Genomic DNA, 13544 nt, shown 5'->3' with positions numbered 1-13544 from the left:
TTCCAGCCAATACAATCCTCAAACTGAGTCTTGACAGACCACTAGGGACAATCATGGGTCGAGGCTCTAATCGAAACCTCATCCCTGGCTCGAAAGACGGATCAACTACCCCTGTAGACAAAAAGGAAAATAATGAGGCCGTACTCTCAACTCACGCTGGCGTCTTATTTGATGGGGCCAATACAGCTGACCATCTACCATCTGGGAGCACTGCTCGTCTTGGTAACGGGCCTCTCGTGGGGCGCTGTCCTATGGATCGTGGCGTTGTACGTCATACGCATGTTGGCAACAACGGGCATCTACCATCGGCTGATTACCCACAAATCCTATCAGGCCCCGGTTTGGGTGAAATGGGTAGGCAGTGTGGTGGCAGCATCGGCGGGGCAGATGGGGCCAAGCTGGTGGAAAGCTCACCATCTAGTCCACCATCAGCACGCCGATCAGGAGCTAGATTCCCACTCGCCCCATACTTCGCCCCAGGGCATTGACGGTTTTTTGTGGTCCCACGGCCTTTGGTTGTTATCTCGACGGACTTTTCCTACCAAGTTGCCCAGCGACGTGGAGAATGATCGGGTCTTACGAATGATTGATCGGCTGCATTTCCTCCCTCTCATTGCCCTGGGAACTATCTCCTATGGCATTGGCGGGCTTGAATATCTGGGAGCTTTCTTTCTCAGTACCACGCTCCTGTTTCATGGGGTGCAAACGGTTAACTCCTTGGCCCATATTTTTGGTGCCCAGCCCTTTGCCACCGATGACAAAAGCCGCAACAACAGTTTTGTGGCCCTGATCACCCTAGGCGAAGGTTGGCACAATCTCCACCATGCCTTTCAGTCTTCCAGCCGCCAGGGCATTACCATTCGCGATGGCCAGGTGGTCTATTTGCCAGACCCCACTTTTTGGTTTGTGAAAGTGCTGGAGTTCTTGGGGTTGGCCTCAAAGGTCAGAGTGCCTGCTGAAGCCGACCTGCTGGCCCGCGCCAAGCCCCAACAGCCTGCATACGCCAAGGCAACCGTTTGATACCAATCGTCCATGCCGCTAGTGCGGTACCCCCAACGATAAAAATCGTAGGGGTCATCCGCGCAGCGATGCACCATCTCAGGTTTATTTTCAGGGCAAATCCGAGTCACATAGCCCCAATGCTCAAAAGGCCAAGCCGTAGGGGCAGACCTATGTGTCTGCCCTGGGTCTATGCCGGGAAAACGCTGGTGACAGAGAGGACTGGTAACCGCAAACAATAAATCACGTAGTCAAAAACCGCAGGGCGCTGAGACTGGGCATAAAGAAATAGCCGCCGCCCTCCATATTCACAAACCGGGGCAGGTTCAGCGCCCGCTGGCGGATAGGGCAGCGGGGCATGGCCATGGTGCCAGTGCCATCGTTGTCGCCGATGAGGGGGTCTTTGTTGTCGTAGAGGCCGTCAAAGCGGGGGTTGTTGGCCCAGGTTTGCTGTACAAACTCAAACTGGCGGCCAATGTCGGCGTTAAAGCAAAAGAAATGCAGCCCCCGATCGCCGCCGTCGTCCTGAATATCCACCGGCACCTGGCCCTGGTCGAGGGTATCTAGGTCAAACAGGGGGTCGCCGTAGAGGCTGCCCCGGCGCAAAATGCGGTGGCGGCTGGCGGTCATCAGCGAGCCCTGGCCGGGGGCATCGAGCAGCGAGTCGCGGGGGTTGGTGCGGCGAATGTGGGCTCCCATGGGGCAGCCAAAACCCTTGGCGTCGGTGGGCAGGTAGAGAAACTCGTTTTGGTCAGCGAGTTCGGGCCGATCGCGATCGGGGCTGAGGGTGAGGGGGGCACCGCTGGGCCAGCGACCGACAAACTTGGAGGCCATCAGGTTCATGCCATCGGGGTCGGGCTGGCCCTCGGCGGTTTGGGCCTGGCTAGCGATGTACTGCCAGAAACCGGCCACATCCTGGGAGAGTTTGCGGTAGACCAGGAAGCTGCCATTGTGGCCAAAGTTTTTGTAGCCCGGTAGCTCTGTCCCGGGAAAGCCGGGCAGCAGGTTTTCGGGGTCGTCGGCGTTGGGCACTACGGGGGTAAGGGCCAGAATGCCGTAGCCGTCGGGGTAGCCCAGCAAAAATTCGCCCGTGGCCACCACCTGGGTGGGGCTGCTGCCGGGGGTTTCTAAGCCCTTGATCTCGGGCTGGGAGATGCTGTCGTTAAAGCCAAAGTGCTCTTTTTTAGAGGGCAGACGAAAGCCTTCTTCCACCGCTACTGCCGCCAGGCCAGAGCCCTCTGGTACCAGGGTCTGGGCATGGTCTCTGAGCTGCTGGGGGCTGTGGCCGTGGAGCATGACGATCAGGTGCAGGGGGGCACCGCGATCGCCGCCAAACTCCCACTCGCTAGGGGCGCTGGCTCCGGTGTCACCGAGAATTTCCGCCCGCTTAGGCTCGGCCATGCCCTCAATAAACTCTCGCGGAAAGGTGCTGAGGGCCTTGTCTACCAGCCACAGAGCTTTGAGACCGCTGTGGGTCAACGCCAGATTGAGGGTGATGTCGGGTTTGATCGTCTTGCCGTTGACATCTTTGGGCCAGCGCTGGGCAGTGGTGACAGCGGGCAGGGTTTGCCTGAGCCAGGTCTTGGCGGCTACCGCATCGGTCACCGTCAGCAGCAGGTAGTAGGTGTGAAACAGGTGGCCAAACCCGCTCAGGAGTATGCCCTGAATGTCGTCTCGGTTAGGGGGAGTGAGGGGGGCCATGGTGGGTAACTCCACGAGGGGGCAGGGAGGGCTATAGCTCGGTCAACCAGTCTTCAAGGGCGGGGCGATCGAGCCCCTCGGCCAGGGGTTGCACAATGGCGCGATCGCGCAAAATATTCACCACGGTGGTGTTGGGGTAGGCCCGGTAAAACACCTGGGAGGGCAGCTGCTGGTCGTTACGAAAGAACTGTTTAAAGGCAAAAATGTCCTGGGCTCCGGCCAGGGGATAGCCCTCGACATTGTTCCAAACCGAGTTGAGGCCGTCGCTGGCGCGATCGGCAAAGTCGCCCAGATAGTTGTCAAAGGAGCCGTCATAGTGAGTGACAAACAGCAGGTGCTTGCCCCCATCGACAATTGACCAGTGGGCAAAATGAATACTGCGAATGTTGGAGAGAGAGCCGGGAGGGAACAGGTAGCGGCCAGCAAAATTTACCAACAGCAGCACAATCTTGAGCCGCAGCAGTCGGCCAGGCCGCACCGTTGAGAGCAGATGCAGGTGGTTGGTGCCGTGCACCACCTCGGGTTGATTTAGGGTGCGGATGCGATCGTAGTCCACCTCAGCCCCCACGTATTGGCCAATCAGCCGGGGCTGGTCGGGGGCACCCAAAATGCCGCCCACCTGCCGCAGCACGCAGAGAATGATGGATTTAAGCAGATCGCAGAGACCGTTATAAATGCTTTCCACCACCTGCCAGACCTGGGTTACCAGCATCCGAAAGGCTTGCCATACTGTGCGGGGTGGCTTGAGTAGCTCCAGATCGTCTAGCAGGGGCTTGAGGCCAGGGGCATCGAGGTAGTCAGCCATCTCGTCTAGATCTACCAGGTGTTGCAGGGTTTGGCGCAGATCGCGGCGACGGCGAATGCTGCCCACCGATTCGCCCTGCACGGCGACGTAGGCAGCCTGGGCCTTATGGGAGTTGGTCCCCAAAAACCGCTCAAAGGTCTGCCTGCCGCTGTAGCCCTGGCAGTGGTTCCACAGGTCGTCTAGGCCGGGGCTGAGGGTGATAATTTCTTGCACGTAGTCGACCCAGGGGCCGTCGTAGTTGCCGGTCATGAGTAGCCGGGGGCCGTAGTCGGGGTCGGTCATAATTGCCAGGCGCAGGAAGTGGGTGCGCTGGCTGCGGGCGATTTGAAAGTAAGGGTTGTCGATCAGGTCGGCGGCGATCGCATCCAGCACCCGGCGCAACGAGTCTTCTTGACCCGGCTTGATAGGGGCAATAACGTTCAACGGTTGATTGGCCACTCGCACCTCGGGGGCTTAGGGGACTGACGATCACACCTTCAGACATCGATTTAGACAGTCATCAAAACCCAGGCCTGTCCCGGCTTCTGATCTGTTGTTTTCTCACTGACAAGCCGTCACGACGGGGCATGAATCGGTTTACCGCTTGGCTTGATGGAACTTAGTCAGTTGTACTGAGGCGTAAATAGCCCGTCAAGCCCCCTAAAACAACTTAGTTTGCCCGGCCCAGGCTGGGTGTAGGTCATTTTGGCCCAGGCTCACCGATACAAAACGTTGAATCTCTTCAAAAACTGCATCGCTAGAAGCCATTTTTTTCTTGGATGGCTTTTTCGCCGCTGGGGTTGGGTTATTCCACCTTAAGAAGGGGGGCCGCAACTTGGTATCCTAGATGGCAGAGGCGTAAGAATTTTCTGGGCGATCCGGTGTTCTTAGCTCAATCTTGGCGTGTTTAATTGGTTTTCATCCCTCCGCTATGGCCCCACCTGAGCGCAAGTCTATTCTGCTGTCCTTTGAAAAGCCCCTGGTTGAGTTAGAGGCCCGCATCACTCAAATTCGCGACCTGGCGGAGGAAAATGATGTCGATGTGTCGGCCCAGCTGCGCCAGCTAGAGGCCCGCGCTACCCATCTGCGGCAAGAAATTTTTTCTAACCTGACCCCGGCTCAGCGTCTCCAGGTGGCTCGCCACCCTCGCCGCCCCAGCACTCTCGACTACATCCAGGCCATCACCGATGAATGGATCGAGCTGCACGGCGATCGCGGCTCGGGCAAAGACGACCCTGCCCTAGTGGGCGGAGTTGCCCGTCTCGATGGTCGCCCGGTGGTGATCTTGGGCCACCAAAAAGGGCGCGACACCAAAGACAACGTGGTTCGCAATTTTGGCATGGCCTCTCCTGGTGGCTACCGCAAGGCCATGCGGCTGATGCGCCACGCCGATCGCTTTTCAATGCCAATCATTACGTTTATTGATACCCCAGGGGCCTACCCCGGCTACGAGGCTGAGGAAATGGGCCAGGGCGAGGCGATCGCCTACAACCTGCGAGAGATGTTTGGCCTGAGTGTACCGATTGTCTGCACCATCATTGGCGAAGGCGGGTCGGGCGGTGCCTTGGGCATTGGGGTGGGCGATCGCCTGATGATGTTTGAGCACTCGGTCTACACCGTGGCTAGCCCCGAGGCCTGTGCCGCCATCCTCTGGAAAGACGCTGCTCGCTCCGGTGAAGCCGCTGAAGCGCTGAAAATCACCTCCTGGGACCTCAAACAATTGGGGATTTTAGACGATCTACTGCCCGAGCCAGTCGGCGGTGCCCACGCCCACCCCATCGATGCAGCAGAGACCTTGAAACAGGCTTTAGTGCGTCACCTAGACGAGTTGTCTCAGTTACCCACTGCCGATCTACAGCGATTGCGATACCAAAAGTACCGTCAGGTCGGCGTTTTTGCCGAAGCAGCCTAGGGGTTGGGGTTGAGACTAGGGGCCTTGGGCACCGCTGCCATTTTCCCTAGTGGGCTTTAATTCTCCATTCATCTGACGGCCTCAATTTGGCCCTAGGGTGGGAAATCTCCCCGCAATTGAGGGCGGGAAGTTTATGAATTGAGCCTTTACATTTGTTAACATGAGTAGCGAGCTGGGTTCTACGGGGCTGCTTGGTCGTTGTTTGGCTGGGGCATCCTAGGGGCCGTTTCTGATTTTTTGTCGATTGGTACCTATCTTTGCAAACGTCTAATCTCTCAGATTTGCCGCGTCGGGCCTTGGTAACCGGGGCGAGTCGGGGCATTGGTCGGGCGATCGCCCATGCCCTGGCTCAGTCTGGTTACGATGTGGCTCTGCTCAGCCGTTCCCTAGATTCTCTGGGGCCGGTGCAGCAAGAGCTGCTGACCTACGGTGTGGTGGCCAAAGCCTACGCCGTAGATCTGGCCCAAATGGAAGGTCTGCACGATCGGCTAGCCGAGGTGCTGGCTGATTTTGGGCCGCTCAGTGTGGTGGTCAACAATGCCGGTATGGCCTACACCGGGGAACTGGCCACCATGCCCCTAGCCGACTGGCAGCGGGTGATGGATCTCAACCTCACGAGCGTGTTTCAGTGCATCCAGGCGGTGCTGCCAACGCTGCGTCAGGGAGGGGGCGGCACCATCGTCAACATTGCCTCCATCGCGGCCAAGGCTACCTTTCCCGACTGGGGGGCCTACACCGTCAGCAAAGCCGCCGTGGTAGCCCTGTCGCGGGTGCTGGCCGCGGAGGAACGAGCCCACGGCATTCGCGTGGTGACGGTGTCGCCCGGTTCTGTCAACACCCCGCTCTGGGATACCGACACCGTGCAGGCCGATTTTGACCGATCGTCGATGTTGACCCCGGAGATCGTGGCCCAGACCGTCCTCCACACCATTCTTCTGCCGCCCGAGGCTGTCATTGAAGACCTCACCTTGATGCCTGCGGGTGGGGCGCTGTAACGAGTTTTTACCTGCCTTGACCTGGCCCACTCGGCCTACTTAATTACATACACCTTTGTTGAATCTCTGGAGTGTCTAGAAGCCCTATGACTATCGCATCCTCAAATAGCCTCAATGACCAAGTTAGCAACGGCAGTGGTCTCAAGGGTAAATCCCCTGAAATTCGCCCCGATCGCACCCACAGTTATCGAGAGGCTGACCAATACCCGATTCCTGAAACCAGCTTTGAAGACATGAGCGACGCCGTGCACACCATGCTGCTGTCGGTGGGCGAAGACCCCGAGCGAGAAGGGCTGCTCAAAACCCCTAAGCGCGTTGCCGAGGCTATGCGGTTTCTCACCAGTGGCTATCAACAATCGCTTGAAGAGCTGGTCAACGGGGCCATTTTTGACGAAGGCCATAACGAAATGGTGCTCGTGCGCGACATTAACCTATTTAGCCTGTGCGAACACCACATGCTGCCCTTTATGGGGCGCGCCCACGTGGCCTACATTCCTAACCAGCGGGTGGTGGGGCTGAGCAAGCTAGCCCGCATCGTCGAAATGTATTCCCGTCGACTCCAGGTGCAGGAGAGGCTCAACCGCCAAATCGCTGAAGCGGTGCAAGAAATTCTCGATCCCAAAGGGGTAGCCGTGGTGGTAGAAGCCAGCCACATGTGCATGGTCATGCGCGGCGTGCAAAAGCCTGGCTCATGGACGGTGACCAGCGCCATGCTCGGATCTTTCCAAGATGACTCCAAGACCCGCGAAGAGTTTCTCAGCCTAATTCGTCACCAGCCTTCCTTCTTCTAGGCTGAGGTACAGACGACACCCAGCTAGGTGGCTGGATATCGCGTTGGTTCAGCTAAAAACCGAGTTGCTCTTAGTGCTAGCCAAAGTCGTTGGTCAGCCTACGAGCAACCCGGTTTTTTAGTGCCTTTGCCCTTATACCGCATCCGAATTCCATACCCCTGATTTCCAACCGGCAAACCTGTAGGGCGCAGCCTGGCCGCAGGCCTTACCGCTGTTCGCCCTGCTGAATCGGGGGCAGGCGAGCAGGATTTGGTATTTGACGATGGATTGGGTAGTACGGTTAAGCCCCGCTAGGGCCGGGGCCACCCTTTGATTGGCCGCTTTGCTTTGACAAAAGTGAGCTAATATCTAAGCCAATTCGGCTATTTCAGCCGTCTAGTCGACTATTTTTTCTGAATCTAGGCCCTAACCGGCTTAGCTTTGGAACAGTGGGCGATCGCGGCTTTGGATAGGGCTTGGCTCACGTCGAGCCAGCGATCTAGGCCGACTTTTGTGGTGCGTGAGGAGATCCGCTCAGTTGCGGCTAAGGCAGCTTTTTACCGGGGTAGTCGGGGTGGTCGGGGTGTGCCTGGTTGGCAGCCTACCGGCCAGGGCTACTGCACGCCTACAAACCTGGCAGTACGACACGGGCCAAAATCGCCTCATGTTTACCACCGAGGGCAGTGTCGAGCCGCAGGTAAGTTTGCTCAGCCATCCTCGGCGGCTAGTGATCGATTTGCCCGGCGTTTTGACCGATGACTCTCTGGGTGACCAAGCCGTGGGTGGGGTTGTCACCGCTGTGCGGGTCACCCAAGCTACGGCTCAAACGACCCGCATGGTTTTAGAGCTCAGCCCCGACTATGAACTAGACCCTAAACAAGTCAAGGTGTGGGGGCTCACCAACCACCAGTGGGTGGTACAGCTGCCCGGTGCAGTGCCGTTGCCCAGTGGCGATCTAGTGGTGCCAGATTGTTCGAAGGCGGCGGCTCGACCACTGACGATGGTCGGAGCAGATCCCCTGCCGCCCCTGATCAGCCGCAATCAGGTCAGCTTGGCGGCGGTAGGCTCTACAGCCACCGTGCTGCGGGGGGTGCAGACCACCGCCGAGGGTTTCTTTATTCCCACGGTGGGTGCGGCACCCCAGGTGCAGGTGTACCGCACCCGCGACGCTAACCAAACTCGACAGTTGGTGATCGATCTGCTCGATGCGGCGATCGCTCCTGGTATAGCCCCCGAAACCCTACCCCAGGGGCGCTACGGGGTTCACCGCTGGGGAATGACCCAGTTTGCCACGGCACCTCCGTCGGTACGGATCACGCTCTCCCTAGACCGGCATAGCCCTGACTGGCAGATTACGCCGCTGGCCAGTGGGGGCATTTGGGTCATTCCTATCGGTATTGCTGCCCAGCAAATTGCGGCTCCGCCCACCACGGTAGTGCTGCCGGTGATTAACCCGGCTGCACCTCCCCCACCGATCGCCCGTTCGACCTCCCCGGCGGCATCCCCTGTTCCACCTGTGGTGACCCAGGCTTTGCCCCAGCCCGCCGCCCCTGTCCCAGCCCAGCGCCCTAGAGAACAGGTCTTGGTCATGCTCGACCCTGGCCACGGGGGGCGAGATCCAGGGGCTGTGGGCATTGGCGGTCTTCAGGAAAAAGGGGTAGTGATAGCGGTGTCTCACCATGTGGCGGCGGCGCTGAGGGCCCAGGGCGTGGCGGTGCAGATGACTCGCCAGGGCGACCAAACCGTAGACCTACAGCCCCGGGCCGATATGGCGATCGCCGCCCGGGCCACGGTGTTTGTCAGCATCCACGCCAACGCGGTGAATATGCAGCGGCCAGAGGTCAATGGCCTAGAGACCTACCACTACTCTGAGTCGGGGCGGGTGCTGGCCACGGCCCTCCAGCGCCAGGTGCTCAGCACCATGGCGATGAACGATCGCGGCGTGCGCCAGGCCAGATTTTTGGTGCTGCGCCGTACCACTATGCCCGCCGCCCTGATCGAGATCGGCTTTGTCACCGGGGCCACCGATGCCCAAAAGCTGCGCGATCCGCGCTGGCAGGCCCAAATGGGCCAGGCGATCGCCCAGGGCATTCTCAACTACCTGGGTGGGCGGCCCTAGGGCGTGGCATCAATTACAACTAAAACCCTTGTGGGATCAGCCCTGCCACGCCCGCCTCAAACAACAGCCGAGGGGTTGTAACTTTTGATTTTTGGGCCATACGCGACTAATTGATGACAGCCCCTAGAGTAAAGCGGCAGATTGGGTTGGCACAGGCTGGGCTTCAGGCCCCAGCGGTGAAGCCTCTTGACGGGCATTGCGGAGGGCCACCAGCGCCTCCTTAATAATCACAGCAGCGGGTACGGCCACAATCACCCCCAGCAGCCCCCCCACTCTGGCCCCCGAGAGAATCGCCATAAATACCCAAAAAGGATTGAGGCCGGTGACACTGCCCAGCACCCTGGGGGCGATGCCGTTTTCGACTAGCTGCTGCACGATGACCGCTGCAATCAGCATGGGGATAGCAATTTTGATATCTCGCAGGGCCACCAGCAAGGTGACCACAATTACCCCTACGGTGCCGCCAAAGGGTACCAGGGCCAGCAGCCCCACCGTGAGGCCAAACAGCGACCCAAAGGGCACGTTCAGCAGGCCAAAAATAATGGTTAGGGCAGTGCCAAAGCAGCTGGCGACAATGAACTGACCCAGAAAGTAATTGCGAAAACTCTGGCGTAGGGTCTCGGAGAAAGGCCTTTGCAGGGATCTCGGCAGCAGACTCACTACCCCGCCCCAGACCTCTTCTCCGTGTTGGAGAAGGTAGAAGGTGAGCACGATGGTGAGCACCACGTCGAGAAGTTTGTTGGCGGTGAAGACGGCCACGTTGATGGTGAGGTTGAGAGCCTCGCCCGCAATGGACTGAATCTCGCGCTTGAGGCGATCGCTGGTTTGGGTAATCAGCCCATCGAGGTTGATGGGCCAGCCCCACTCGGCCATCTTGCCATCGAGCATCATGAGCTGAGTTTTGCCCGAGTCAAACCAGTCGGGTAGTCGCACCACCAGCTGCTGCCCTTGGTCGATGACAAAGGGCAGCACGGTAATGGCCAGGGCCGAAAAGCTGAGCAGAGCCAACATCAGCACTAGGGTGGCCGACAGACCTCGCTTCAGCCCTAGGGATTCGAGGCGGGCCATGGGGTAACTGAGCAAAAAAGCCAGCAGGGCGGCAATCAGCACCGTTACCAAAATGGAGCGAAAGTAGCCAAAAATAATGGCAGCAGCCCAGACGTTGAGCACCAGCAGTGGGGTGGCCAAAAGCACTAGCACCGACTGGGCAATGGGGCTGAGGGTCTCCCACCAGCTGGCCAGCCAGCTCTTAGGCGGTGTTTTGCCCTGGGGTTGAACGCCGTTTGCTACACCGTGCTCCATGGTTTTACTCAAGTTTGGCTAGGGTCGGCATGGCTCTGACTAATTACAGCCACTTACAGCCTAAGGCAAAGCTCTCGGTTTCAGGCTAGGGCGATCGCTTTTTTGAAGGCTCTCGCTCTTTTGGGAATTCTAAATGCTAAGCCCAGCTAGATATCCCTAGCGTTAGCGTTTCTACCGGCAAACCTCCACATCTGAGCTGGGATGAGGTTTAAGCGGTCTTGCTCCAGCAATGGGCACCCCAAAGGGTAATATGTAAACAATTTAAACAAAGTTTGGGTATAACCCCAACGGCAATCGTGGCGGGGCTGGCCCGATCGCCAATCTAGCCGTAGCCAACCTGCTGCGGCCACGGTGAGAACGGCTAGAGCCGTCCCTAGGCACTTGAAGTGCAGGGCACCCAGCTCTCGCTAGCAGCAAGGACTCGGGGGCCGAAGCTCAATGGCTCTCAAATTGGCCTCTTTATATTTGGCTGTAGCCTGCGGCGTACTTTAATCTGTCCAACTCAATTTATCTGTTCTTCGCTATGCTTGCCTCCCACCCCAGCCCCACCTTTGGGATCACCCTAAAGCAACACCACCCCCAGAAGGTCGTGGTGTTGGGCGACAGCCTGGTCTATGGCTTTGGCGATGCTGAAGGGGGCGGTTGGGTCGAGCGGCTTCGCCGGTTAACGCTGGCCCCAGGCCTGCCAGGGGCAGTGTTTTACAACCTAGGGGTGCGGGGCGACGGTGTCAGCCAGGTACAGCAGCGTCTCGACCACGAGTTTCGCCACCGGGGCGAAATTCGCAATCGGGTGCCTGACCTGCTGGTGCTATCGGTGGGCGTCAACGACTCAGCTCGAGTGGGCAATACCCTGGGCCGCAACCGCACTAATTTTGACGAGTTTGAGGCCAACCTAGAGGCCCTGCTGGGCCAAGCCAGACAGCTGTGCCCAGTGCTGTTTGTGGGCATGCCCCCGGTCAATGAGCAAGCCATGCCCTTCTCGGAGGTGCTCTACTACACCCACAGCGACCAGTGGCGCTACCGCGAAGCCACCCGTCTGGCCTGCACTAGCCACAATATTCCCTACCTGGATGTGCTGAACCTATGGCTGGGTCGGGGCGAACCCTGGTGGTTGCCGCTGATCTCAGCCGACGGCCTGCATCCCAACGTGTCAGGCTACCAGGCTCTGCTGCACGACATTCTCAGCTGGGATGCCTTTCAGACCGCAGTCGATCTGCCCGCTGGCATAGTCTAACCGCTCACCGCTCGGAGACTGACCGAGCCTGTGCCTGCTAGTCTACAGACCTGACACTGTGTCTACCCCTGTCATGTCGTGCCATGAGCCCCAACCCGTTGCCCGTAGAGACTAAGACCGATGAAACTCGATGAAAATCATCGGTCGGTGGCCGATCGCCTGGCGGCGGGTAAGAATCTGCGCAAAGCACTCAACCGGTCTGACCTAGGCTACTACCGACCATCGCCCCATCGGCCTGACCCTATTGAGCTTCTGAAGGCCCAGGCCCAGAGTCGAGTGTCAGAGCTCGTCCCTATTCGCCACCGACGCATGCTGACATCGCCCTTTGCCTACCTGCGTGGGTCAGCCGCAATGATGATTGCCGATATTGCCGAGGCACCAACGACGGGTATCTATGTGCAGGCCTGTGGCGATATGCATGTGTCAAATTTTGGCGTGTTTGCTTCTGCCGAGCGCAATCTGGTCTTTGCTATCAACGATTTCGATGAGACGTACCTGGGTGCCTGGGAGTGGGATTTAAAGCGGCTGGTGGCCAGTGCCGTAGTTGCTGGGCGGTATCTGGGTGCTGGTAGCCAAGGGGAGTCTGGGCCAACTCGCGTTCTCTGCCAGGAGGCTGTGATGGCTACGGTGACCTCCTACAGTCAGCATATGCACGCCTATGCTGAGATGGGCTACCTCGATCTCTGGTACGACACCATTACCGAAGATGAGCTGCTTCAAAAGCTGCCCGACAATGCCGAAAAATATGCCCAGCGCATGCTGGCCAAGGCTCGGGAGCGCAATCACCTCCAGGTGCTCGACCAGATGATTGACCTGGTGGACGATCGCCACCACATTGTCGAGTCGCCACCGCTGGTAGTGCGGGCTGAGACTCTGGGCGATGGCCCCGCCATAGTGGACAGCATAACGGCGCTACTGCAAAGCTATCGGGAGTCTCTGAGCGGCGATCGCCGCTTTTTGCTCTCTCGCTACCGTCTGCTGGATGTGGCCCGCCAGGTCGTGGGAGTAGGCAGCGTCGGCACCCGCTGCTGGGTGGCCTACCTAGAGGGCAACGACGCCAGCGATCCGCTGTTTTTGCAGGTTAAAGAAGCTCAGGCCTCGGCGCTAGCGTCCTACTCTGACGCGCTATGTAACGACCGCCTGCCCGACGATCACCAGGGGCGTAGGGTAGTGATCGGACAGAAGCTGATCCAGGGGTCTCCCGATATTTTCCTGGGCTGGGCAACTCTGGGCGGCATTCACTACTACGTGCGCCAACTGCGCGATATGAAAGGTGGATTTAAGCTGGAACCTGGCAAGTTTAAAGCTTCAAACTTGCCAGACTACTGCACCCTCTGCGGCTGGGCCCTGGCGTTGGCCCATGCAAAGTCAGGAGATGCGGCCATGATCGCTGGCTACCTGGGCAAAGGTGAGGCTCTGGCCGAGGCTCTCGTCACCTTTGCCGAAGCCTATGCCGACCAAAACGAGCGCGACTACGACAGCCTGGTGGCCGCTGCGGCCCAGGGGCGAATCCCTGTTGCTGACGATGAATAATCCTGGGTTGACTCTGCCCCACCGTGGAGGTTTGCCCTGGGTCAACCTTCAATTGCCGCTGCCGCCCTCGACTGGGTACAGCGACGACAATCTAATCTAAACCTGAGTTCGACAACGAGTGAAGTGCAGAAAGAAAGGCTGAGGGTTACGCTCAAAGTGTTGAATTCTAAGCACCTCAGCCATGTCTTTGAGTCT

10 protein-coding genes are annotated in these 13544 nt (G+C 58.6%); 7 read left to right on the top strand and 3 right to left on the bottom strand.

Features of this window, described 5'->3' with window-relative positions; all coding sequences use genetic code 11:
• The first annotated feature begins 132 nt into the window (after nucleotides 1-132).
• Complete coding sequence (locus tag AC0QKW_RS06360) at nucleotides 133-1020, top strand: acyl-CoA desaturase (protein WP_473150225.1); 888 nt, start codon at nucleotides 133-135, stop codon at nucleotides 1018-1020.
• Between the two features lie 222 nt (nucleotides 1021-1242).
• On the opposite strand, the gene AC0QKW_RS06355 is transcribed toward AC0QKW_RS06360, so the two are convergent.
• Together AC0QKW_RS06355 and AC0QKW_RS06350 are read right to left on the bottom strand one after the other, a co-directional pair.
• Complete coding sequence (locus AC0QKW_RS06355) at nucleotides 1243-2700, bottom strand: Dyp-type peroxidase (protein WP_473150224.1); 1458 nt, start codon at nucleotides 2698-2700, stop codon at nucleotides 1243-1245.
• 31 nt (nucleotides 2701-2731) lie between these two features.
• Nucleotides 2732-3943: a hypothetical protein gene (locus AC0QKW_RS06350; RefSeq protein WP_473150223.1), complete on the bottom strand. Its 1212-nt coding sequence runs from the start codon at nucleotides 3941-3943 to the stop codon at nucleotides 2732-2734.
• 472 nt (nucleotides 3944-4415) lie between these two features.
• Between AC0QKW_RS06350 and accA the strand changes: the two genes are divergently transcribed.
• The 4 genes from accA (at nucleotide 4416) to AC0QKW_RS06330 (ending at nucleotide 9280) form a co-directional block, all read left to right on the top strand.
• Nucleotides 4416-5396 carry an acetyl-CoA carboxylase carboxyl transferase subunit alpha gene (accA, locus tag AC0QKW_RS06345; RefSeq protein ID WP_473150222.1) on the top strand — a complete coding sequence of 327 codons (981 nt, stop codon included), beginning with the start codon at nucleotides 4416-4418 and terminating at the stop codon, nucleotides 5394-5396.
• A gap of 257 nt (nucleotides 5397-5653) precedes the next feature.
• On the top strand, nucleotides 5654-6391 hold the full coding sequence (locus AC0QKW_RS06340) for an SDR family oxidoreductase (RefSeq protein WP_473150221.1): 738 nt from the start codon (nucleotides 5654-5656) through the stop codon (nucleotides 6389-6391).
• Nucleotides 6392-6477: 86 nt separating this feature from the next.
• The gene (gene folE, locus AC0QKW_RS06335; protein ID WP_473150220.1) at nucleotides 6478-7182 is read left to right on the top strand and encodes a GTP cyclohydrolase I FolE; all 705 of its coding nucleotides are present in this window, start codon (nucleotides 6478-6480) and stop codon (nucleotides 7180-7182) included.
• 517 nt (nucleotides 7183-7699) lie between these two features.
• Entirely contained in the window at nucleotides 7700-9280 is a 1581-nt protein-coding gene (locus AC0QKW_RS06330; RefSeq protein ID WP_473150219.1) for an N-acetylmuramoyl-L-alanine amidase, read from the top strand.
• Nucleotides 9281-9403: 123 nt separating this feature from the next.
• Here AC0QKW_RS06330 and AC0QKW_RS06325 read toward each other — a convergent pair whose 3' ends face one another.
• A complete protein-coding gene (locus AC0QKW_RS06325) occupies nucleotides 9404-10582 on the bottom strand; it encodes an AI-2E family transporter (RefSeq protein ID WP_473150218.1) in 1179 nt (392 codons plus the stop codon).
• Nucleotides 10583-11105: 523 nt separating this feature from the next.
• Between AC0QKW_RS06325 and AC0QKW_RS06320 the strand changes: the two genes are divergently transcribed.
• Both AC0QKW_RS06320 and AC0QKW_RS06315 read left to right on the top strand, forming a co-directional pair.
• Nucleotides 11106-11816, top strand: a complete 711-nt coding sequence (locus AC0QKW_RS06320) for a GDSL-type esterase/lipase family protein (RefSeq protein ID WP_473150217.1) — start codon at nucleotides 11106-11108, stop codon at nucleotides 11814-11816.
• Nucleotides 11817-11936: 120 nt separating this feature from the next.
• A complete protein-coding gene (locus AC0QKW_RS06315) occupies nucleotides 11937-13349 on the top strand; it encodes a DUF2252 domain-containing protein (RefSeq protein WP_473150216.1) in 1413 nt (470 codons plus the stop codon).
• Nucleotides 13350-13544: the final 195 nt, after the last annotated feature.

It is taken from the genome of Pseudanabaena sp. PCC 9330 (assembly GCF_055795045.1).
This window is presented reverse-complemented; position numbering and strand designations above follow the sequence as displayed.

What these genes read in the sequence shown, in the direction of transcription:
- AC0QKW_RS06360 (WP_473150225.1), top strand. Translation starts at nt 133, where the DNA reads ATGAGGCCGTACTCTCAACTCACGCTGGCGTCTTATTTGATGGGGCCA.
- AC0QKW_RS06355 (WP_473150224.1), bottom strand. Translation starts at nt 2,700, where the DNA reads ATGGCCCCCCTCACTCCCCCTAACCGAGACGACATTCAGGGCATACTC.
- accA (WP_473150222.1), top strand. Translation starts at nt 4,416, where the DNA reads ATGGCCCCACCTGAGCGCAAGTCTATTCTGCTGTCCTTTGAAAAGCCC.
- folE (WP_473150220.1), top strand. Translation starts at nt 6,478, where the DNA reads ATGACTATCGCATCCTCAAATAGCCTCAATGACCAAGTTAGCAACGGC.
- AC0QKW_RS06325 (WP_473150218.1), bottom strand. Translation starts at nt 10,582, where the DNA reads ATGGAGCACGGTGTAGCAAACGGCGTTCAACCCCAGGGCAAAACACCG.
- AC0QKW_RS06320 (WP_473150217.1), top strand. Translation starts at nt 11,106, where the DNA reads ATGCTTGCCTCCCACCCCAGCCCCACCTTTGGGATCACCCTAAAGCAA.
- AC0QKW_RS06315 (WP_473150216.1), top strand. Translation starts at nt 11,937, where the DNA reads ATGAAACTCGATGAAAATCATCGGTCGGTGGCCGATCGCCTGGCGGCG.